Source organism: Streptosporangium subroseum (genome assembly GCF_900188345.1).
Taxonomy (GTDB): Bacteria; Actinomycetota; Actinomycetes; order Streptosporangiales; family Streptosporangiaceae; genus Streptosporangium; species Streptosporangium subroseum.
In genome coordinates this window covers 82,010-103,089 of sequence record NZ_FZOD01000020.1, presented here as the reverse complement: position 1 = coordinate 103,089, position 21,080 = coordinate 82,010, and the positions used below count along the sequence as shown (strand labels likewise).

Sequence of the window (21,080 nt, the reverse complement as noted above, 5' to 3'; positions counted from 1 at the left end):
GGGCGGCGTATCCTGCCTTCGGCGCCCCGGACGTGCGGTTTTCCCCCTTTTTCCCTTGTTTCTCGTTTCCGTTGATTCCCCCTTCCTCTGCTCGTTCTCTCCGGCGGAGGCGTGGGGCTCAAGTCGCATAGAGGGATGAATCGCCCATACTGGACACGGTTGAGGAAGTGACCGCGCTCCGGATTCTCCGTGAGCGAGCGCGGATGTCAGAGAAATCCGGTGCCTGGGAGTTGGGATGACGCCCACAGAATCCATGCGGGAGTCCGTGCGGTTCGCGGTCCTGGGCCCCGTACTGGGCTGGAGGGCCGATGCGGAGCTGGACCTCGGGCCTCCCCGGCAGCGGGCCCTGCTGGCCGTGCTGCTCGCCCGCGGCGGCCGTCCCACGGGCCTGGCTGAGATCATCGACGTCCTGTGGGGCGAGGATCCGCCGGACAGCGCGGTCAACGTGGTCCAACGGCACGTCGGGGAGCTGCGCCGGCTGTTCGAGCCGGGGCTGCCGCGCAGGGCGGTGGGGCAGTGGCTGGTGCGCAGCAGCGGCGGCTACCGGCTGAACGTCGACCCCGACACGCTGGACCTGCTCCGGTTCCGCCACCTCGTCGAGGAGGCCCGCCGGACCGCGCAGGACGTGCCGCAGGCCGCGGGGCTGCTCATCGACGCCCTGGAGCTGTGGCGGGGGTCGGCCGCCGAGGGGATCGCCGCCGGAGTGCGGGCGCACCCGGTGTTCATCGCGCTGGATCACGAGTATCTCGCCGTGCTGAAGGAGGCGGCCGACACGGCGCTTCGCGACGGTCCCGTGACCCGGCTGGTGCCGATGCTCCAGCAGGCCGCGGAGCTCAACCCGTTCGACGAGCCGCTCCACACCCGGCTGGTGCTCGCCCTGGCGGCCACCGGACATCGGGCCGAGGCGCTCGACACCTACCGGGCGGCGTACTCGCGACTGGTCGAGAAACTGGGCATCGGTCCCGGACCCGAGCTGCGCTCGGCCCACGAGCAGGTGCTCCAGCAGACGGCGCCCGAGGAATCTCCTCCGGCGCGGGTCACCGTGGGCGCGATACGGCCGGCCCAGCTGCCCGGGGACCTCCCCGCCTTCGCCGGTCGGCGGGAGGAGCTCGCCCAGGTGCTCGACCTCCTCCCGGACGGGGAGCATCCCACGGCGGCCGTGGTGATCAGCGCGATCGGGGGCATGGCCGGAATCGGCAAGACCACCCTCGCGGTGCACTGGGCCCACCGGATCGCCCACCGGTTCCCCGACGGACAGCTCTACGTCAACCTGCGCGGATTCGACGCCGACGGGGCGGTCCTCGACCCCGCGGAGGCGATCCGCGGCTTCCTGGACGCGCTGGGCGTCTCCCCACGGGACATCCCCGCCCGTCTGGACGACCAGGCCGCGCTGTACCGCAGCCTGCTGGCCGACCGGCGGGTTCTGGTCCTCCTGGACAACGCCCACGACACCAAGCAGGTACGGCCTCTGCTCCCCGGCGCGCCCGGTTGCCTGGCCATCGTCACCAGCCGGAACCGGCTCTCCGGCCTGGTGGCCGCGGAGGGCGCCCGCTCGCTCACCCTGGGCCTGCTCTCCGACGCGGAGGCACACGAGTTCCTGACGCTGCGGCTCGACGCGGAGCGAGTGGCGGCCGAGCCTCTCGCGGTGCAGGAGATCACCACCCTGTGCGCCCGGCTGCCCCTCGCGCTGTCGATCGCCGCCGCGCGGGCGGTGACCCAGCCGGATTTCTCCCTCGCCGCCATCGCCGCCGAACTGCGGGCGGCCCACGGCAGCCTCGACGCCTTCACCGGCGCGGACGGCATCGATGTCGGCGCGGTCTTCTCCTGGTCGTACCGGGCCCTCACCTCGCCTGCCGCCCGGCTGTTCCGCCTCCTCGCCCTGCACCCCGGCCCCTACTTCAGCGCCTCCGCCGCCGCCGCCCTCGGAGCCCTTCCGGCCCACCGGGTGCGTCCCCTGCTCGCCGAGCTGACCCGCGCCTATCTGCTCACCGAGTACGCCCCCGGCCGCTACACCTTTCACGATCTGCTGCGCGCGTACGCCGCCGAACGCAGCCGCGTCCAGGACACCGACAGCTTCCGCCGCGTGGCGCTCCACCGCCTGATCGACCACTACCTGCAGACCGCCTGCCGAGCGGCCCTGCTGTTCTCCCCGCACCGGGACGCGATCTTCCTGCAGGTGCCCGTTCCCGGGGCCTTCCCGGAGATCCTCGCCGACCGCGAGCAGGCGTCGGACTGGCTCACCGCCGAACACGCCGTGCTGCTCGCCATCATCGATCTGGCTGCCGATGCCAGGTTCAGCAACCAGGCCTGGCAACTGGCCTGGGCACTGGAACACTTCCTGGACCGCCGCGGGCACTGGCACGACCTGGCGGCCTCTCAGCGCACCGCGCTGAAGGCGGCACGGCGGCTCCCCGACCGGACCGGGATGGCACACGCCCACCGCGGCCTCGCCCGCGCCGAGGCCGACCTGGGCCGCTACGAGGAGGCCCAGCTCCACCTCGGCCGGGCGCTGGCGCTGTTCGGCGAGGTGGGGGATGGCACCGCCCAGGCGCACACCCACCGCCAGTTCAGCTGGGTGCTCGAACAGCAGGCCAAATACGACGGCGCGCTCACCCACGCCCAGCAGGCCCTTGACCTGTTCCGGGCCGGGGGCCGGCGGGCGGGGCAGGCCGCGTCGCTCAACGCGGTCGGCTGGTATCACGCTCTGCTCGGCCGCCACGAGCAGGCCCTCATCCACTGCCGTGAGGCTCTCAGCCTGCTCGCGGAGCTCGGAGACCGCTACGGCCAGGCCGACACCTGGGACAGCCTGGGCTACGCCCACCACCACCTCGGCCGCTACGAGCAGGCCACCGTCAGCTACCGGCGAGCCCTGGAGCTGTACCGGCAGCTCGGCGTCCGCTACGGCGAAGCCGACACACTCACGCGTCTCAGCAGCACCCACCTCGCGGCCGGACGGCACGAGGAGGCCCGTACCGCCCTGGAGACGGCGCTGGCCAGCCTCGACGACCTCGGCCACCCCGACGCCGAACGGGTCCGCACCAGTCTGCGCACCCTCGGCGACTCTCCCAACGGCGCCGTGTCCTCCTCCTGAGAAACCCGCCGTCCATCGATCGACCCCCGCCGGCCCGTTCACGGCGGCCGAGCGCGATGCTCGCCGGGTGAAGCGGCAGTTTCACGATCACCCACCGCGCGTCACTTCAACGTGATCGACTTACGGTCCGGAACCGGTGCCGGTGGATGAGTGGTGAACGTCACCTGACGTGACCATCGGGGGCTGATCATCGCGGTGCACCCGCGACTCCGGCAGGGCTTCGCCTGATCCGGGCGCCTGCCTTGGCCATGCTCCACGACCGGACCGGACGGAGACGTGGTCCGGTGGGCGGATCTGCGACTCCGGGAGGGGCGGGACGATCTCTCCAACCGGTCAACGGAGGTTCAAACGCCAGAGGGGCCGTACCGCGTGTGCGGTCCGGCCCCTCTGGGGTGGCGGAGGATAGGAGATTCGAACTCCTGAGGGGTTGCCCCCAACACGCTTTCCAAGCGTGCGCCCTAGGCCAACTAGGCGAATCCTCCGTGGAGAAGCTTACCTAACTTCCGGAGTGCGCGGACCATGAATTTTCTCGGTCACGATCATTCCGATCTGAGGCCGACTCGGCCCCGATCACTCTGATCTGTGGCTAGACTTACGAAGGACCCCTCGCGCGGCGTCATCCTGTGAACCTCCCCAGGGCCGGAAGGCAGCAAGGATAAGCAGGCTCTGGCGGGTGTGCGAGGGGTCTCTTCGTTTCAACCCCTCGCAGGTGGGATCGTCGCATGAGTCTTGCGCTTTACCGCAAGTACCGGCCCGGAACCTTCGCCGAGGTCAAAGGGCAGGAACACGTCACCGAGCCGCTGCGGCAGGCGTTGCGTAGTGGGCGGATCAACCACGCCTACCTCTTCAGCGGGCCCCGAGGGTGCGGCAAGACGTCCAGCGCCCGGATCCTGGCCCGCTCACTGAACTGTGAGAAGGGCCCGACCCCCGACCCGTGCGGGGAGTGCGACTCCTGCGTGGCGCTGGCCCCCACCGGCCCCGGCCACCTCGACGTCATCGAGATCGACGCGGCCTCGCACGGCGGCGTGGACGATGCTCGCGACCTGCGTGAGCGAGCCTTCTTCGCACCGGTGTCGTCACGCTTCAAGATCTACATCATCGACGAGGCGCACATGGTGACCCGCGAGGGTTTCAACGCGCTGCTCAAACTCGTCGAGGAGCCTCCGCCGCACCTGAAGTTCGTCTTCGCGACCACGGAGCCCGAGAAGGTCATCGGGACGATCAAGTCCCGGACCCACCACTACCCGTTCCGGCTGATCCCGCCCGCCGCGCTGCGCACCCTCATGGAGGAGATCCTCACCTCCGAGAAGATCGCATTCGAGTCCGCCGCGCTGCCGCTGGTGGTCCGGGCGGGCGCGGGCTCGGCCCGTGACTCGCTGTCGATTCTCGACCAGCTTTTCGCCGGATCGGACGAAGCGGGCATCACCTACGCGCGTGCGGTCTCGCTGCTGGGCTACACCGACGGCGACCTGCTCGACGACGTGATCGCCGCCTTCGCGAGCCGTGACGGCGCGCAGGTGTTCAACACCGTGAACCGGGTGATCGACGGAGGCCACGACCCCCGCCGCTTCGCGATGGACCTGCTGGAGCGCTTCCGCGACCTGGTGATCCTGGCCAACGTGCCGGAGGCGGCCACGAGCGGGCTGCTCGACCGGCCCGCCGACGAGCTCGAACGGCTTCAGGGCCAGGCGGCCTCGATGGGCCCGGCCGAGCTGACCCGCGCAGCGGAGATCTTCAACGCCGGCCTGACCGAGATGCGCGGGGCGGCCTCGCCCCGGCTGCTGCTCGAACTGATGTGTGCCAGGACCCTGCTTCCCGGAGCCGCACAGGGGGAGGCGGCGTTGCTCGCCCGGCTGGAGCGGCTGGAGAAAAGCGGTGTCGCGGCGGCTCCCGTGACCTACGCCAATTCCGTCCCGGCGGTCGCTCCCGCCCCGGTGATCCACGCGGCGCCCGCGCCCCAGGCTCCGCCGTCCGCCCCGCCCGTCGCCGGTACGGCTCCCGCTGCCTCCGCCGCTCCCGCCGAGCGGCCTCGCCCCCAGGGCGACGACTGGCCCGTGGCGGTCAGGCCCGGTGCCCCGGTCTCCCCGCCGCAGGCACCCGCACAGGCGCCGCAGGCACAGACACAGACACCGCAGGTTTCCAGCGCACCGGCACCCGCGCAGACCTCCGGATCGGGGGCCGGCGCCGTCCAGCAGGCATGGCCCCAGGTGCTGAGCGCACTCAAGCAGCGCAGCATCGTCGTCTGGGCGCAGGTCAACACCAACGCCCAGGTCGTGGGGGTGGAGGGCAAGGTCGTCGTCCTCGGTTTCACCCAGGTCGGCGCGATGAAGAACTTCATCGGCGGCGGCAAGGACGCGGTGGTCGCGTCGGTGCTGCAGGAGGTCCTGGGCGGCACCTGGAAGGTCGAGGCCGTCGTCGGCGGCGGGCCCGTCCCCTCCGGTGGAGGCCGTCCTCCGGCCGCGCCCCCGCACAACCCGGCTCCGCAGCACTCGGCCCCTCGTCCTCCCGCTCCCGCGAGTCAGGAATCCGCTCCCCGGCAGGACCCCGGATCACCGGCGTCGGCATCGGCGGCTCCGTCCGCGCAGGCCGTTCCGTCCGCTTCTGCCGCCCCGATGCGACAGGCCCCGCCCGCCACGGACGAGTCCTGGCCGGACGAGCCGTTGCCGGAGGACCATGGCTCGCCCCCTTCCCCGAATCCCGGCCTGGCCGCCGCACGCTCGGCCGCCAAGGCCGCGGCCCAGGCGGGCCCGAGAGCCACGGGCAACAAGGCACCCGGCAACAAGCCTGCCGGTAACAAGCCGGCCTGGCCGGACGCGGTGCCCGGACGCAAGGGCGTCGCCGAGGCCGACGAGGTCGACCCGCTGCACGACGCGGGCGCCGACTTCGACGGGCTCACCGGCATGGCCCTCATCCAGCGGGAACTCGGCGGGCAGGTCATCGGCGAGATCGACCACGCCTGAGAGCCCGTTCTGCCGATGCTCGATCACACCCGAGGGTCCGTTCCGCCGGTGCGTCGATCACATCTGAGAGTCCGTTTCGCCGGTGTGCCGGCCACTTTTGAGGGCCTGTTCCGCCGATGCGTCGATCATGCCTGATGACCTGTTGCGCCGGCGTCAGGCGCGGGGGCCAGGCCGTCACGCACTCCCGGCGGTGGCGGGCAGGCGACCGGCGACGCCTACGGCAGGTTGATGCCGGCGAGGCGGATCCGCGCGGCCACGGCGCGGTGGTCCCCGCGAGGCAGCATGGCGACGAGGCGTTCCAGGATGTTCATGTCGTTCTTGCCGTATTCGGTCTCGGCGTAGGCCCACAGGTCGTCAGGGCCGCCCCGGAGGAGCAGCCGGGCCCGGACCTGCCCCTCCAGCTCCTCGCGGATGCGGCGGAGAGTGGGGGCCTCGGAGCGGGGGAGCAGAGGGCCGCCGTAGCCGCGGCCGACCGGGGAGGCCTCATCCGTGGCGAGCAGCCGCCTGAGATCGAGGAAGTCGGCCTCGACCGTGCAGACCAGGCGGTACGGCTTGGCGGCGACGGTGGGCCCGAGCTGGGCGCGCAGGCGGTGGATCTCGGCACGGATGGTCACCGGATTGCCGGCGTCGCCGTACAGGTGGAAGGAGAGCTGGTCGGCGGTCATGCCCTGGGGGTTGAGTGCCAGCAGGGCGAGGATCTCGGCGTGGCGCAGGGAGAGCGACAGGCGGACCCCGTCGAGATGGGCCGAGGGGCGCTCGGCGCCGAGGAAGGACAGGGTGAGCACGGGGCCGCCGTGCGCCCGGCCGGGGAGGCGGAGCAGGAAGCTGTCGCCGAGTGGTTCGAGCAGGGCGGCCTGGCCGCCGGGCAGGACCACCTGATCGCCCGTCTCCGGCAGGCGGATGCGGTGGCCCCACTGCCGCGTGTGGTCGCCGGAGACGATCCGCCCGGTCATGGTGACCAGGGCGCCCGGTTCGCCGTGCAGGGCCCGCAGGTGCTTGTCATGGCGGCTGCGGAGCCGCTCGTCGCGCTCGATCATGCGCAGGGTGAGGTGGCTCTCGGCCAGGCGTGCGGTGGCCTCGACGAGGGCGACGGTCGCCGGATGCAGGGTGCGCGTGGGGCCGCTGACGTCGATGCAGCCGAGCACGTCGCCGCTGTCCGGATCGACGATCGGCGCGGCGGAGCAGGACCAGAGGTGCAGAACCTTGACCAGGTGCTCGGCGGCGAAGATGTGGACCGGCCGCCGGGTCTCGAGGGCGGTCCCCATGCCGTTGGTCCCGATCGCGCTCTCGCCCCAGTGGAACCCGTCGGCCAGGCCCACCTCGTCGGCGCGGTCCATGATCTGGTGGTTGCCGTCGCGCCAGAGCACCCGGCCCTCGGCGTCGGCGACCATCAGGATGTGCGCGCTCTCCTTGGTGGCCTCCAGGAGCGTCTCGGTGACGAGCGGCAGCAGCTCGTTCAGCGGATGGGCCGAGCGGATCTCTCGGATGTCCTCGCCTTCGAAGGCGAGCGGCGCCGAGCTCACCTCGGGGTCGATCCCGGCGTCCAGAGAACGCCGCCACGACGCGGAGATCACATTTCTGGGCGCCTCGTCCACCGATCGCTCCCCACCGGTCACGGCCTCGTGCATGCGGCGCAGCCGTACCGAGTAGGCGTCCAGCTCGGAAACGGGGACAGCGCTCATATGGCTGTCGCGCACATACCCCCCTGGAATCGGACCGATGGCCGAAGCATCGGTGGTAAGGACCTCCCCACGCAACCCATTCGGCGAAAGAGGGTGTGCGAAGGGTGAGTGAACGGTCGCAACGTGTGTGCAACCTGCGTTCGGTTACCTTCTGACCACACGTCGCTGTGTACGGCCGTTCCGGCGCGTGTGCTGTCGGGTCCCGGACGTCTGGAGGGGGGCCGGGGCCCGACTGAAGGTTTAGTCCCCTTATGTGGGGAACACGTGGTGCCGCCAGTACACGACCTGGCAAGAACCCCGTAGGCTCGTGACGACTGACGTCACGGACGAGGAGCACACGACGGTGAACCCAGGGGATGTCAACCTGCAGCAGCTGCTGGAGCAGGCACAGCTCATGCAGCAGCAGCTTGTGAGCGCCCAGCAGGAGCTGAACGACGCGGAGGTCGAGGGCTCGGCGGGAGGTGGTCTGGTCGTGGCCACGGTCAACGGCGGGGGCGAGCTGCTCGAGCTGAAGATCAGTGGCGAGGCCGTCGAACCCGGCGACCCCCAGGAAACGGCGGACACCATCGCCGACCTGGTCATCGCCGCGATCCGAGACGCCGTGCGCGCGGCAGCCGACCTCCAGCAGGAGAAGCTCGGTCCACTCGCACAGGGGCTGGGCGGCGGGAGCGGGCTCGGCCAGCTGCCCGGGTTCTAGATCATGTACGAAGGGGTCGTCCAGAATCTGATCGACGAGCTGGGGATGCTGCCCGGCGTCGGTCCCAAGAGCGCGCAGCGCATCGCGTTCCACCTGCTGGCCGCGGAGCCGGCCGACGTGAAACGGCTCGCGCACGCGCTGCTGGAGGTCAAGGACAAGGTCCGCTTCTGCCGGATCTGCGGAAACGTCGCGGCCGAGGAGGAGTGCCGGATCTGCCGTGACGTCAGGCGCGATCCCCATGTGATCTGTGTCGTCGAGGAGTCGAAGGACGTCGTGGCGGTCGAGAAGACCCGCGAGTTCCGGGGCCGTTACCACGTGCTCGGTGGGGCGATCAGCCCGATCGACGGGGTCGGTCCCGACGACCTGCGCATTCGTGAGCTGATGACGCGCCTGGCCGACGGCCAGGTGACCGAGCTCATCCTCGCCACCGACCCCAACCTCGAGGGGGAGGCGACGGCGACCTATCTTGCCCGTCTGGTAAAGCCGATGGGACTGAGAGTCACACGACTGGCCAGCGGTCTGCCGGTAGGCGGTGACCTCGAGTACGCCGACGAGGTCACCTTGGGCCGCGCTTTCGAAGGAAGGAGGCTGCTGGATGTCTGATGCGTGGAGCGCTCTGGCAGAACGGATCGCGGAGCATGCGGAGAACTACATCGACGGCCTGACCCGGCTGGCGGGCGGCGAGGGCGGCGACGCCATCCTGCCGCTGCTGCTGGTGGAGGTCGCGCAGGTCAGCTTGGCGGGCGCGCAGCTCGGTGCCAGTCAGGACGTGATCCTGTCGGGCAACTGGGAGCCGCACCTGAGCGCGGATCCGGACGTCGACGCCCTGCGCATGGCCCTCGCCGAGCGGCTCGGCCCCGTGGACGACTACGCGGAGGTCTTCGCCCCCTACAAGGACACCGTGGTCACCCCGTACCGGCTGTCGGACGACCTGACCGCCGTGACCGCGGACCTTTTGCACGGTCTCCGGCACTACAAGGCGGACCGTCCGCTGGAGGCTCTCTGGTGGTGGCAGTACTCCTACTTCAACACCTGGGGCAACCACGCCGGAGCGGCAATGCGGGCACTTCAGGCGCTTGTCGCCCGCACGCGCCTTGACGTGGCGGAAGAGCGCACAACGGTGTGATCGTCCACATACTGGGCCGAACCATAGGGCCCTTACTGGGCCGCCAGTAGACTGTGAGCTCCACAGCCCTAGATTGCTTCGGAGACATCTCGTGGCGCTCGTTGTTCAGAAATATGGTGGTTCGTCCGTCGCCGACGCCTCCCGCATCAAGCGGGTCGCGCAGCGTATCGTCGCGACGAAAAAAGCCGGCAACGACGTCGTGGTGATCGTTTCTGCGATGGGCGACACCACCGACGAGTTGCTGGACCTGGCCCAGCAGGTCTCGCCGCTGCCGCCGGGCCGCGAGCTCGACATGCTGCTCACCTCCGGTGAGCGCATCTCGATGGCGCTGCTGGCGATGGCGATCGCCAACCTGGGTCACGAGGCGCGCTCGTTCACCGGCTCCCAGGCCGGTGTGATCACCGACTCGTCCCACGGCCGCGCGCGCATCATCGACGTGACGCCCGGCCGGATCCGCGAGGCCCTCGACGGCGGCCAGATCGCGATCGTGGCCGGGTTCCAGGGCGTCTCCCAGGACACCAAGGACATCACCACGCTCGGCCGGGGCGGTTCGGACACGACCGCGGTCGCGCTCGCCGCGGCTCTCAGCGCCGACGTGTGTGAGATCTACACCGACGTGGACGGCATCTTCACCGCGGATCCCCGCATCGTCCCGACCGCACGTCAGATCCCCAAGATCTCCTACGAGGAGATGATGGAGATGGCGGCCTGTGGTGCGAAGATCCTGCACCTGCGTTGCGTCGAGTACGCTCGCCGCTTCGGCCTGCCGATCCATGTCAGAAGCTCGTTCAGTACCAAAGAAGGCACGTGGGTCGTTTTCGCCCCCGACAGCGAAGGAATAGAGATGGAGCAGCCGATCATCTCCGGCGTCGCGCACGACCGGAGTGAGGCCAAGATCACCGTTGTCGGGGTGCCCGACAAGGTCGGCGAGGCTGCCACGATCTTCAAAACGCTGGCCGACGCCGAGGTCAACATCGACATGATCGTGCAGAACGTGTCGGCGGCGACGACCGGCCGGACGGACATCTCCTTCACGCTGCCCACGACCGACGGTTCCACGGCGCTCACCTCGCTGAAGAGGATCCAGGAGCGCATCGGGTTCGAGTCGCTGCTCTTCGACGACCAGATCGGAAAGGTGTCGCTGATCGGCGCGGGCATGCGCTCGCACCCCGGCGTCACCGCGACGTTCTTCGCCGCCCTCGCCGACGCGGGCGTGAACATCGAGATGATCTCCACCTCGGAGATCCGCATCTCGGTGATCGTGGGACAGGACGAGGTGGACACGGCGGTCAACGCCGCCCACCGCGCGTTTGACCTCGACGCCGACCAGGTTGAAGCCGTGATCTATGGAGGTACCGGGCGATGAGCCGCAAGCCAACCCTTGCCCTGATCGGCGCGACCGGTGCCGTCGGCACCGTGATGCGCGACATCATCTCCAGCCGGGAGGACCTCTACGGCGAGATCAAGCTCGTCGCGTCCGCCCGGTCGGCGGGCAAGATCCTGCAGGTCCGCGGGGAGGACCTGGTCGTCCAGGAGCTGACCCCCGAGGTCTTCGACGGCGTCGACATCGCGATCTTCGACGTGCCGGACGAGGTCTCCGCGACGTGGGTGCCGATCGCCGCCGAGCGCGGCGCGGTCGTCATCGACAAGTCGGGCACCTTCCGGATGAACCCCGAGGTCCCGCTCGTCGTGCCGGAGGTCAACCCCGAGGCCGCGCGCGAGCGGCCGCTGGGCATCATCTCGACCCCCAACTGCACCACGCTGTCGATGATGGCCGCGATGGGCGCGCTCCATGAGCAGTACGGCCTGCGCGAGCTGGTGGTCGCCTCCTACCAGGCGGTCTCCGGTTCGGGCGTGGCCGGTTCCGCCCGCCTCTATGACGAGATCGAGGCCCTCGCGGGCGACCGGACGATCGGGCAGACCGCCGGCGACGTGCGCAAGGCGCTGCAGAACAAGCTGGGCGACGCGGAGTCGCCGTTCCCGGCGCCCGTGGCGTTCAACGTCGTGCCGTGGGCGGGCTCGCTCAAGGACGACGGCTGGACCTCCGAGGAGCTCAAGCTCCGCAACGAGTCCCGGAAGATCCTCGGGATCCACGACCTCAAGGTCTCGGCGACCTGCGTCCGCGTTCCGGTGATCACGACCCACTCGCTGGCCGTGCACGCGACCTTCGAGCGCGAGATCACCGTCGCCGACGCGCACCGGATCCTGGAGGCCGCCCCGACCGTGGTCGTCATGGACGACCCGGCCAACGGTGTTTTCCCCACCCCGGCGGACGTCGTCGGCACCGACCCGACCTACGTGGGCCGGATCCGCCAGGCGCTCGACTTCCCGAACGCCCTCGACCTGTTCGTCTGCGGGGACAACCTCCGCAAGGGCGCGGCCCTGAACGCGGCTGAGATCGCCGAACTGGTCGCGGCCGAGTTCGCGTAACCACAACCCCCACCTGTTCGCCGTACGGCGGCACTGGCGCCGCCGTACGGCCCCCCTCGATCGCTGCGGGCAATGAGCCGTACGGCCCCCACCGCATCGGTGCGGGCAGCGATCGAAACTGTGGCGGGGGTCTCGCGGGAGCCTCAGAGGAAGAGGATGTCCCAGTGGTTCGACTCGCGGGCGTAGAGGGTCCCTAGAGGATCCCCGTAGAGGCGGGCCCCGTCGCCTCGCACCCCCTGAGGGGGCTGCTGCTGCTTGATGTAGGCGTTGATGCATTTGTTGGGCTTGATATCCAGCTTGTAGCCCGCGTGGTGACTGTAGGGGCCGGGAGCGTGGCCGATCTCGGTGCCGCCGGTGATGACGATCGGGCACTGGCTGCGTTGTTTCAGCGCGATCACTTCGTCCACGGTGGCGGCCCGTACGGCCTGCAGCGAGGTGCAGTGCCCCACGTGACGGTTGGAGCATTTCCCGGAGGAGGTCCAGTTCAGGCCAGCCTGCTTCAGCCGTTCTGTGGCCTGCAGGTGCTGGAGCCGTACCGGCTGGCGTTGCTGGACCTGGGGCGGGACGGCAGCCTTGGGTTGAGGGGGAACGGCCACCTTGGGCTGGGCTGGGACGGCCGCCTTGGGCTGGGCTGGGACGGCCGCCTTGGGCGGGGCTGGGACAGCCGCCTTGGGTTGCGGGGGGACGGCCGCCTTGGGCTGAGCCGCGGGTTGGCTCCTGGGGAGGCTCTGAGGCTGGGTCTGGCCCGCGGGCCGATCCTCGGGCCGGCCCTGGGGCAGGTCCTTGGGCTTTTTCCGGCTCTGCTTCCGGCTCTGGGACCGGTTCTTGGGCTGGTTCTGGCTCTGAGCCTGACTTTCCGGCCGGTTCCGGGCCTGGGGTCGGCTCCGGGGTTTGGACCGGGCCTGGCTCTGAGACCGGCTGTGGAGCCGGTGCCGGGCCATCGCCCGGCTCTGGAGCGCGGCCGCCCGCCGGTATGCCTGCCGGCTGTGGCGGAGAGCGACGTTCGGGACGTTGACGCCGTAGGGCCGGGAGGCCGCGGGCCCACGCAGAGCGAGGGTGCGGACCGTCGTCGGCCGGTTCGTGATCATGACGTTGGCGGACGGGAGCCTGCTCTCGGCCACGGCGGTGTCATCCGGGGTCCAGGCGATGAACGATATCTGCACAGCCAGCAACGCTCCGGCGGTAAGCCAGGCGGCTCTCTGTTTACAGGGACGTGTCCCCATTATTTATCCCTTGTCGCGGGAGCCCTTCCAGCAGCAAGGGGATCAATCCCACACCAGAACCCGGATGATCCCTACCAGAGGCCGAATTTTGCCCCATGGTGGCGATCATCGTGCGGCTCGATGACCTAAGGGGGCCGTGAGTCGTACAGTGACGAAGGTGGCTGAACCAAGCCCGGGAAGCCGGGGATCAGACAGGACCCGTGAGGTCATCGTGGAGACGGCCCTGCGGCTTTTTCGCGAGAGAGGATACGAAGCCACCACCATGCGGGCCATCGCCGCCGAGGCCGGTGTCTCGGTGGGCAACGCCTACTACTACTTCGCCTCCAAGGAAGCCCTCATCCAGGCGTACTACGACCGGGCGCAGGCCGAGCACGAGGCCGCGTGTGAGGGGCTGCTGGCCACCGAGCGCTCCTTCGCCGCACGGCTGGGCGGAGTGCTGAGGGAGTGGGTGCGGGTCTCCGAGCCGTACCACGAGTTCGCGGTGAAGTTCTTCAAGCACGCGGCCGAGCCGAGCAACCCGCTCAGCCCGTTCAGCGCCGAGTCGTCGCCCGCCCGGGATTCGTCGATCGCGATCTACCAGAAGGTCGTGGACGGATCGACGGACCGCATGGACGCCGATCTCAGGGCCGAGCTGCCCGAGCTGCTCTGGCTGATGTCGTTGGGGGTCGTCCTGTTCTGGGTGCACGACACCTCGGAGGGCTGCCATCGGACCTACCGGTTCATCGAACTCACGGTGCCGCTGGTGGATCGGCTGGTCGGGCTCTCCCATCTTCCGGGCCTGCGCGGGGTCGCCCGGGACTTCATCGCCGGAGTCCACGAACTTCGGTCATAACCTCGCCCCAGATTTCGGTCATGACTTCCCCTCGAACTCCAAGAATTTGCGTATCGATCTGATTACTCTAAGTAGTTACTTTGGTGGCGAATTCAAGGGAGTCCCATGGGCTGGGTAATCATGCTGGTGGCGGTGTCCATCGCGATCCTGTTGATCGCGTTTCTCGTGCTCAGGCGGAGGGGGCGGGAGAGCGAGGATCGCGGATCGGCGTCGGTCGACTTCTCCGCCAACCTCGCCCTCGCCGTCTACCTGCTGGTGCTGGCCTACGCCGCGGTGCTCTGCAGGGACGGCCTCTCGGTCACCGAGACAGACGTCAAGGCCGAGGCGGAGACCCTCACCGAGATGTACTGGTCGGTGGCCCCGATCCCCGAGGCGGCACCGGTCCGGTCCCAGATCCGGCGATACACCGCGGAGACCATCCATCTCGACTGGCCGCTGATGGCCAGGGGCGAGGTGTCGCCGGTCGCCACGAAGACGCTCGAAGACCTGCGTTCCGCGACGATCCGGCTCCGGCCGGTCGGCGAGGAGAGTAAGACCCTCCAGCAGGACGCCCTCACCCGGGCCTCCGAGGTCTCCCACGCGCGCACCATCCGTTCGAGCGACGCGAGCGCGGGCCTGGAGAGCATCTTCGTGATCTCGATGATCCTCTCCGGGCTGCTGGTGATCGCGCTGCCCTGGACGCTCGGGGTGAAGCCCACGCCCGCGTCGATGTTCGCCGACCTGGTCCGGGTGGCCGTGGTCGTCATCGGCGTCTGTTTCATCATCCTGATCAGCCATCCGTTCAGCGGGCTCGGCGCGGTCAAGCCTGACGCGCTCAGGACCGCGGAGCAGCATTACGACCAGATCGACAGTCAGTTCCCGTCGCAGCCGTAGCCCGGGCACAGCCGGCCGTGGTCAGCCATGGCCGGACGTGCCCAGGGCTGTGGCCCGAGTGCGTGCTCAGGCACAGCCGTGGCCGGGTGTGTGCTCAGGGCTGTGGCCGGGTGCGTGCTCAGACACAGCACTGGCCGGGCGCGCCCGGCCAGATGAAAGCCGTGGCCAGGTGCGCCCGGCCAGAGGAAAGCCCGCCGGTAGAGATCTCCTCTACCGGCGGGCTTTTCTCGTTGTGCGCCGGCGGCCTTTCACGCGGGCCGCTACCGGCGGAGCCTGCCCTTCAACGCGGCGACCGCGCTGACCGAGATCACGCCGGTGAACATCACCAGAAGGACCAGCCTGCGGTCGGTGCCCCGCCGCCGGTCGGCGAAGCGGTCGAGCACCATCTGCCTCTTCACGGCGAGAGGTGAGCTGGACGGCACGACAGGCATGGGCTTCGGTTTCGGTTTCGGGACGCGGGGCGGTGTGACGACCGCCCTGGGGCGCTGTACGGCAGGCGGGAGCGGTTGGACGGGCTGGACCACGGGTGGCACGGGTGGCTGGACGGCCTGGGTCGCGGGAGGTTGGGCCGGCTGGGTCGCGGGCGGCTGGACGGGCTGGGTCGCGGGGGGCGGGGGTGCGGGTGGCAGTGCCACCGGCGGCTCGGAGGGCGTCGCCGGCGGAGGCGCGGCGGGCTGCGGGAGAGCCGGCTCCGGGGCCGGGGCGGGAGCCGGAGCCGGGATGGGCGGCTGAGGCGGAGACACGAACGGGGCGCAGTGCGCCAGCGCCTGCAGGTGCAGTGCCGCGACTCCGGGCAAGGAGAGATCCAGACAGAGACCGATCCCGAGAGGGAGGAGACCGGCGGAGGGCGGGCTGTTCCTTCCGACCCGGAGTGAGAGGAGGCCGTCGGAGGACGGTGGGCTGTTCTCCCCGACCTGGACCGAGAGGAGGTCATCGGAGGACGGTGCGTTGTTCTCCCCGACCCCGACCGAGAGGAGGCCGTCGGAGGGTGGGCTGTTCTTTCCGACCCGGACCGACAGGAGACCGTCGGAGGGTGGGTTGTTCTTTCCGGCTTGGACCGAGAGGAGGTCATCAGGGGGCGGGCTGTCTTGGACCGAGAGGGGGTCATCAGGGGGCGGGCTGTCTTGGACCGAGAGGGGGTCGTCGGAGGATGGCCTGTTCTTTCCGACCCGGAGTGAGAGGAGGTCATCGGAGGACGGTGGGGTGTCTTTCCCGACCAGGACCGAGAGGAGGCCGTCGGAGGGTCGGTTGTTCTTTCCGACCTGGAGTGAGAGGAGATCGTCGGAGGGCGGGTTGTTTTCACCGATCTGAAGTGAGAGAAGGTCGTCGGAGGAGGGCGAATCGTCCTCGGCCGGAAGCAGGTCGCCGGGAATGGGCGAGCCGGCCTTGGCCGGAAGCGCATCGCCGGAGAAGGCGGTCCTGCCGTTGGATGGAGGCGCATCGCGGGAGGAGCGAGAACCGGGCTTGACCGGAAGCGCGTCGCCGGAGGAGGCCGACGTGATCCTGTGGGAGGGGGAGCGGCCATGGGAAGGTGCCCCCGACCGGCCCGCCGGATTTGGCAGCCGGGACTCTCCGGGCTGTCCGCTTTCAGGAGGAGACTGCCCCGAGTCCGGGTGCGTCTCGGTGAGCGGTTTCTCATCGGCCCGCATGGCCCGGGGGTGCAGCACGCGTTCTTCGGTTTGGAGCTTGGCCGCACTCGCGCACTCCGCTGGGGAGAGACGGTCGGGCGAGGAGCCCGCGCCCCTCTCGGCCTCGGGGCAGTCGTCGCCGGCGTCCGGCCGGTCGTACGCGGATCCCGCGATGCCGACCGCTCCGGCCAGCACAGATGCCGTCATGCAGCTTGCCAGGACCGCCGCACCCAGTAGCCCCCGTCGTTGCTTCCTGCGCCGATTAATCATCACGTAAAGGTTCTAACATCTAACGCACAGTGATGAAGGTGTAAGTGGACGGGTGACGTAGATCCTTATCCGGTAACATACCGTCCGGTTGGTACGGCCGACCCGTTGATGCTCCCGAGCGGGTGCGGCAAGCTACATCAGAACATCGTTCTAAAGAACATCGACGGAGCGGCGACCACGGACACGGAGGCGACACGATGGCTACGGGCGCACGCTGGGGAATGACGATCCCCTTTTACGACCGTTCACTGGCCGATTCCAGGGATTTGATCGCCGAGCTCCCCGGGCTCGGCTACACCGACGCCTGGTCCGCGGAGGTCAACGGCGTCGACGGCTTCGTGCCTCTGGCGATGGCCGCCGAATGGGCTCCGGGAGTACGGCTCGGCAGCGCGATCGTCCCGGTCTCCACCCGGGGGCCCGGCCTGCTGGCCATGTCCGCCGCCACGCTCGCCGACCTCGCCCCCGGAAGGTTCGTGCTGGGCATCGGAGCCTCCTCCCCGGCCATCGTCGAGCGCTGGAACGCCGGTGAGTTCGTCAAGCCGTTCGCCAGGACCAGAGACACGCTGCGCTTCCTGAAGAAGGCACTCGCCGGGGAGAAGGTCACCGAGAAATACGAGACCTTCGAGATCAAGGGCTTCAAGTTGGAGCGCGCCCCCAAGGTCTCGCCGAAGATCGTCCTGGCCGCGCTGCGCCCCCGCATGTTGCGCCTGGCCGCGGAGGAGGCCGACGGTGCGATCACCAACTGGCTCTCGCCGCAGGACGTGCCCAAGGTCAGGGCCGAGATCGGGCCCGACACCGAGCTGATCGCCCGGCTGTTCGTGTGCGTCAGCACCGATACGGAGAAGGTGCGGGAGCTCGGCCGGTGGATGCTCGCCAGTTACCTGACCGTTCCGGTCTACGCGGCCTTCCACGACTGGCTGGGACGTGGTGAGGTGCTGCGGCCGATGCACGAGGCGTGGGCGGTCGGCGACCGGCAGGCGGCGCTCAAGGCCATTCCCGACGAGGTCGTGGACGATCTCATCGTGCACGGCGACGCGGCGACGTGCCGGGCCAGGATCCAGCAGTATGTGGACAACGGGCTGGACACCCCCGTCCTCGCCCCGATCCCCGGCGGTGAGATCCCGATCGCGCAGGCCGTACGCGATCTGGCCCCGAACCGGGAGTGAGCGTGGACCGGTCTCCGGCCCGGAGGTGAATGCGGGCGGGTATCTGTTCCGGGAGTGAACATTCCGGGAGTGAACGTGATCTGGCCCCGAACCGGGAGTGAGTGCGGACCGGTCTCCGGCCCGGGAGTGAATGCGGGCGGGTCTATGTTCCGGGAGTGAACGCGGATCGGTCTCCGGCCCGAGAGCGAAGGTGATCGGGTCTCCGTCCCGAGAGCCGTGGACCGGTCTCTGGCGCCGGGCGGGCGCGAACGGGCTCCCGGTCGGTGAGGATGGACGAGTCTCTGGCCCGGGAGTAAGTGTGGACGGGCCTTCCGAGGCCCCGGACGCGCCCACGTGGGGATCCGCTCGTCGGAGCGGTTCCTCCGGGCTGAGACGGGGCAGCGACGGGGCGGCCCTTCTGTACGCGCCGATGACCGAGGGAACCCGGGACGAAAATCACGCGTTATATCGTGATGCGGCGGGGTAGTAGAACGCCGCCATTCGAACGTGCTCCCAAGGAGGGATCCCCCATGGCGAAGGCAGCGCGTGCGGCACAGGTCTGGCGGACCTACAAGGATGTGAAGAAGCCGGGCACCCCCGGCCTCGGCGCCCGCCTGCGTGCCATCCCCAGGTTGATCGGCGCGACGGCGCGCGGGCAGTATCCCAGCATGGGCAAGGGCAAGCTGACCATGATGGGGCTCGGCGTGCTCTACATGCTGTCGCCGCTCGACGTCATCCCCGACTTCCTGCTGGCCATCGGAGTGGTCGACGACTTCGGCGTCTTCCTGTGGCTGATGAGCTCCCTTCTCGGAGAGGGCGGGCGCTACGTCGAGTGGGAGCGCAAGCGCGTCAGAGCTGTTCCATCCTGAGCCAGGCGCGGGAGGGCAGCGGGTGGCCGAACAGGCGGGCGGCGTTGCCGTAGGCCACCCTGGCGATGTCGGCGGGCGGCAGGCTGCCCAGGTTCGTCGAGACGGCCTGCTGGGTGTCGGGCCAGGTCGAGTCGGAGTGCGGGTAACCGCTCTCCAGCAGGACGTGCTCCAAGCCGACGGCGAGGCGCACCCCTGACAGGGCGTGGTCGTTGAGCGTGCCGAAGAAGAAGTTACGGCGCAGGACCTCGCTGGGCTTCAGGCCGCCCTCCCAGGACGCCTCGCCGGCGACCGGGTGGTCCAGCGCGTAGTCGGCCCGCTCGGCCAGCATCGGCAGCCAGCCCACGCCGCCCTCCACGATCAGGATCCGCAGCGCGGGAAAGCGCAGCGGGATGCCCGACCAGAGCCAGTCGGCGCAGGCGAACATGGCGCTCGCCGGCATCAGCGTGGTGATCGCCTCGATGGGCGTGTCCGGAGACGGCACCGGGGCCCAGGAGGCGGCGCCGGTGTGCAGGCAGACGACGGTGCCGGTCTCCTCGCAGGCCTGGAAGAACGGGTCCCAGTGCTCGGTGTGGATGGACGGCAGGCGCAGCCGGGTGGGGAACTCGGGAAAGAGCACCGCCTTGAAACCCCGCGCGGCGTTGTCCCGGATCTCCTTGGCCGCGGTCTCCGGATCGGTCAGCCAGGGGAGCTGCAGGGCGATGATCCGCTCCGGGTAGGTGCCCGCCCAGACGTCCACGTGCCAGTCGTTCCACGCGCGCAGGACCGACAGGCCCAGCTCCTGGTCGCGGGTCTTGGCGAAAACCATCCCCGACTGCCCGGCCAGCATGCCGGGGAAGCAGAGCGCGCCCCAGACCCCGGCCCGGTCCATGTCCTCGATCCGGGCCTCGATGTCGTGGCAACCCGGACGCATGTGCTCGAACCGCACCGGGTCGAGTGTCCACTGCTCGCGGGGCAGGCCGGCGCCCACGTCGATCCCGGCACACGGATAGGTGGCTCCGCCGTACCGCCACACCTGGTGGCCCGAGTCGGTCTCCACCACCTTGGGGGCGAGGTCCGCGTATTTCTCAGGGAGCCGATCGTCGAACATGTCGGGCGGCTCGATCAGGTGGTCGTCGGCTGAGATAATCACATAGTCCCGCCGCCTTGGCTCGGGGTCGGGCAGCAGCGGCGTAGTCACGCGGTAAACCGTACGACGCTGGCATAACGCTCATCAAGCTGCAAGGTCTCCGCTTGGTATCTCTGTCCCTCTGAGGAGGGCCCCGGGACCGCTGGAGAGGGACAACACGGCGGCCCCGGGGCGGGCCCGCCAGGAGGGTGCTGCTCTTGGCGGGCCCTGAAACGTGCACCTACCCAGAGATCTTCTAAGTATCGGGATTTTTTAGAAGGTGATCCTGAAGGGCGGTTATGACCTGTTCGTCTACGCCCAACATTTTGACGCAGTAGTCGCGCACCGGGCCGAGTTCGGTCAGGAACATCCTCATCGCGTCGGCGGGCGCCTGGCCGAGTCCCGGCCACGGCACCGGCTCGCCCGGGTGCTCCTCCTCCCAATACGCGATGAACCGGGGCGTCGCCAGCCCGGTCAGCGCGTAGTCGGCGATCACATCCTCCTCCGCCACCCCGAGCAGCCGCAGGACCAGCGCTGCGAGCACACCCGTGCGATCCTTGCCCGCCGCACAGTGGATCACCACGGGGGCGTTCTCCTCCTCGGCGATCACCTCCAGCGCGCTCCTGAGCTCGACCACGCCGTCCTGGGCGACCTCGTGGTAGCGGTCGGCGAAGAACCTGGCGACCCCCTTCTCGGGGTGGAAGTCATCCTTGATGTTCCAGAATCTGTGTTCGACCGAAAAATTGTGATAATTCGGCCCCTGCGGTGCCCGGCCGCGGCGCTTGATCTCCTCCGGATGGCGCAGGTCGATCACGGTCCGGACGCCGAGGGCGTGAAAGCGGGCGAGATCGTCGCCGGCGAGCCAGTGCAGCGAGTCGGCCCGGTAGAGCCGTTGCCAGCACACCTCCCGCCCGCCGTCGGTGGCGTAGCCGCCCACGTCCCGGAAATTGTGCAGTCGTGCGAACTCGATATGCCGGATCACGCGTTCCAACCTATCCAGCCGTGGGCGTCGCGCAATCGGAGATTTTCCGGAGGCAGAGCGAGCTTCTGGTGACGATGTCGGCGAAAGGCCCGGCGCTCCTTTTTGATATGGACATGGACAACGCACGGCCATGAGGTAGTAAATAAATCATGGCTCCCGATGTGCTC

Annotated in this window: 17 protein-coding genes, 1 tRNA gene and 1 other RNA gene; 13 read left to right on the top strand and 6 right to left on the bottom strand. The window is 69.4% G+C overall.

Translation table 11 applies throughout. From position 1 onward, the window contains the following. The first annotated feature begins 235 nt into the window (after positions 1-235). Positions 236-3,091 (top strand): AfsR/SARP family transcriptional regulator, encoded by a 2,856-nt coding sequence (locus tag CHC08_RS21280; protein WP_218825398.1) that lies wholly within the window; start codon positions 236-238, stop codon positions 3,089-3,091. 393 nt (positions 3,092-3,484) lie between these two features. Here CHC08_RS21280 and CHC08_RS21275 read toward each other — a convergent pair. Next, a tRNA-Ser gene (locus tag CHC08_RS21275) sits at positions 3,485-3,573 on the bottom strand. Positions 3,574-3,688: 115 nt separating this feature from the next. Between CHC08_RS21275 and ffs the strand changes: the two genes are divergently transcribed. Together ffs and CHC08_RS21265 are read left to right on the top strand one after the other, a co-directional pair. Then, positions 3,689-3,784, top strand: an RNA gene (gene ffs / locus CHC08_RS21270) — signal recognition particle sRNA small type. 29 nt (positions 3,785-3,813) lie between these two features. Next, positions 3,814-6,051 (top strand): DNA polymerase III subunit gamma and tau, encoded by a 2,238-nt coding sequence (locus CHC08_RS21265; protein ID WP_089209085.1) that lies wholly within the window; start codon positions 3,814-3,816, stop codon positions 6,049-6,051. A gap of 215 nt (positions 6,052-6,266) precedes the next feature. Here the strand turns inward: CHC08_RS21265 and CHC08_RS21260 are convergent, their stop codons facing one another. Beyond that, on the bottom strand, positions 6,267-7,733 hold the full coding sequence (locus tag CHC08_RS21260) for a GAF domain-containing protein (protein WP_089209084.1): 1,467 nt from the start codon (positions 7,731-7,733) through the stop codon (positions 6,267-6,269). Positions 7,734-8,076: 343 nt separating this feature from the next. Between CHC08_RS21260 and CHC08_RS21255 the strand changes: the two genes are divergently transcribed. The 5 genes from CHC08_RS21255 (at position 8,077) to CHC08_RS21235 (ending at position 11,986) form a co-directional block, all read left to right on the top strand. Further along, positions 8,077-8,430, top strand: a complete 354-nt coding sequence (locus CHC08_RS21255; protein WP_089209133.1) for a YbaB/EbfC family nucleoid-associated protein — start codon at positions 8,077-8,079, stop codon at positions 8,428-8,430. 3 nt (positions 8,431-8,433) lie between these two features. Beyond that, positions 8,434-9,033, top strand: a complete 600-nt coding sequence (gene recR / locus CHC08_RS21250) for a recombination mediator RecR (RefSeq protein ID WP_089209083.1) — start codon at positions 8,434-8,436, stop codon at positions 9,031-9,033. Beyond that, positions 9,026-9,556: a DUF5063 domain-containing protein gene (locus CHC08_RS21245; RefSeq protein WP_089209082.1), complete on the top strand. Its 531-nt coding sequence runs from the start codon at positions 9,026-9,028 to the stop codon at positions 9,554-9,556. Before recR ends, CHC08_RS21245 begins: the two co-directional genes overlap by 8 nt. A gap of 91 nt (positions 9,557-9,647) precedes the next feature. Continuing rightward, the gene (locus CHC08_RS21240) at positions 9,648-10,922 is read left to right on the top strand and encodes an aspartate kinase (protein ID WP_089209081.1); all 1,275 of its coding nucleotides are present in this window, start codon (positions 9,648-9,650) and stop codon (positions 10,920-10,922) included. Next, positions 10,919-11,986, top strand: coding sequence for an aspartate-semialdehyde dehydrogenase (locus CHC08_RS21235; RefSeq protein WP_089209080.1), 1,068 nt, complete (start codon positions 10,919-10,921; stop codon positions 11,984-11,986). The genes CHC08_RS21240 and CHC08_RS21235 overlap by 4 nt, the downstream gene beginning before the upstream one ends. 143 nt (positions 11,987-12,129) lie before the next feature. Here the strand turns inward: CHC08_RS21235 and CHC08_RS50735 are convergent, their stop codons facing one another. Then, positions 12,130-13,149: a hypothetical protein gene (locus CHC08_RS50735; protein WP_218825397.1), complete on the bottom strand. Its 1,020-nt coding sequence runs from the start codon at positions 13,147-13,149 to the stop codon at positions 12,130-12,132. A gap of 217 nt (positions 13,150-13,366) precedes the next feature. Between CHC08_RS50735 and CHC08_RS21225 the strand changes: the two genes are divergently transcribed. Continuing rightward, positions 13,367-14,041, top strand: coding sequence for a TetR/AcrR family transcriptional regulator (locus tag CHC08_RS21225; protein WP_245878451.1), 675 nt, complete (start codon positions 13,367-13,369; stop codon positions 14,039-14,041). 105 nt (positions 14,042-14,146) lie between these two features. Then, a complete protein-coding gene (locus tag CHC08_RS21220; protein WP_089209078.1) occupies positions 14,147-14,914 on the top strand; it encodes a bestrophin-like domain in 768 nt (255 codons plus the stop codon). A 260-nt stretch (positions 14,915-15,174) separates the two neighbouring features. On the opposite strand, the gene CHC08_RS49680 is transcribed toward CHC08_RS21220, so the two are convergent. Further along, positions 15,175-15,312, bottom strand: a complete 138-nt coding sequence (locus CHC08_RS49680; protein ID WP_179282134.1) for a hypothetical protein — start codon at positions 15,310-15,312, stop codon at positions 15,175-15,177. A 67-nt stretch (positions 15,313-15,379) separates the two neighbouring features. On the opposite strand from CHC08_RS49680, the gene CHC08_RS48390 reads away from it, so the two are divergent. From CHC08_RS48390 to CHC08_RS21205, 3 genes are all read left to right on the top strand, one after another. Next, positions 15,380-15,646, top strand: a complete 267-nt coding sequence (locus CHC08_RS48390) for a hypothetical protein (protein WP_143653296.1) — start codon at positions 15,380-15,382, stop codon at positions 15,644-15,646. A 1,363-nt stretch (positions 15,647-17,009) separates the two neighbouring features. Next, on the top strand, positions 17,010-17,978 hold the full coding sequence (locus CHC08_RS21210; protein ID WP_089209076.1) for an LLM class F420-dependent oxidoreductase: 969 nt from the start codon (positions 17,010-17,012) through the stop codon (positions 17,976-17,978). A 509-nt stretch (positions 17,979-18,487) separates the two neighbouring features. Beyond that, on the top strand, positions 18,488-18,826 hold the full coding sequence (locus tag CHC08_RS21205; RefSeq protein WP_089209075.1) for a YkvA family protein: 339 nt from the start codon (positions 18,488-18,490) through the stop codon (positions 18,824-18,826). Here the strand turns inward: CHC08_RS21205 and CHC08_RS21200 are convergent. Together CHC08_RS21200 and CHC08_RS21195 are read right to left on the bottom strand one after the other, a co-directional pair. Then, positions 18,807-20,003, bottom strand: a complete 1,197-nt coding sequence (locus tag CHC08_RS21200; RefSeq protein WP_089209074.1) for an amidohydrolase family protein — start codon at positions 20,001-20,003, stop codon at positions 18,807-18,809. The genes CHC08_RS21205 and CHC08_RS21200 overlap by 20 nt on opposite strands. A gap of 184 nt (positions 20,004-20,187) precedes the next feature. Beyond that, positions 20,188-20,913 carry a tyrosine-protein phosphatase gene (locus tag CHC08_RS21195; protein WP_089209073.1) on the bottom strand — a complete coding sequence of 242 codons (726 nt, stop codon included), beginning with the start codon at positions 20,911-20,913 and terminating at the stop codon, positions 20,188-20,190. Positions 20,914-21,080: the final 167 nt, after the last annotated feature.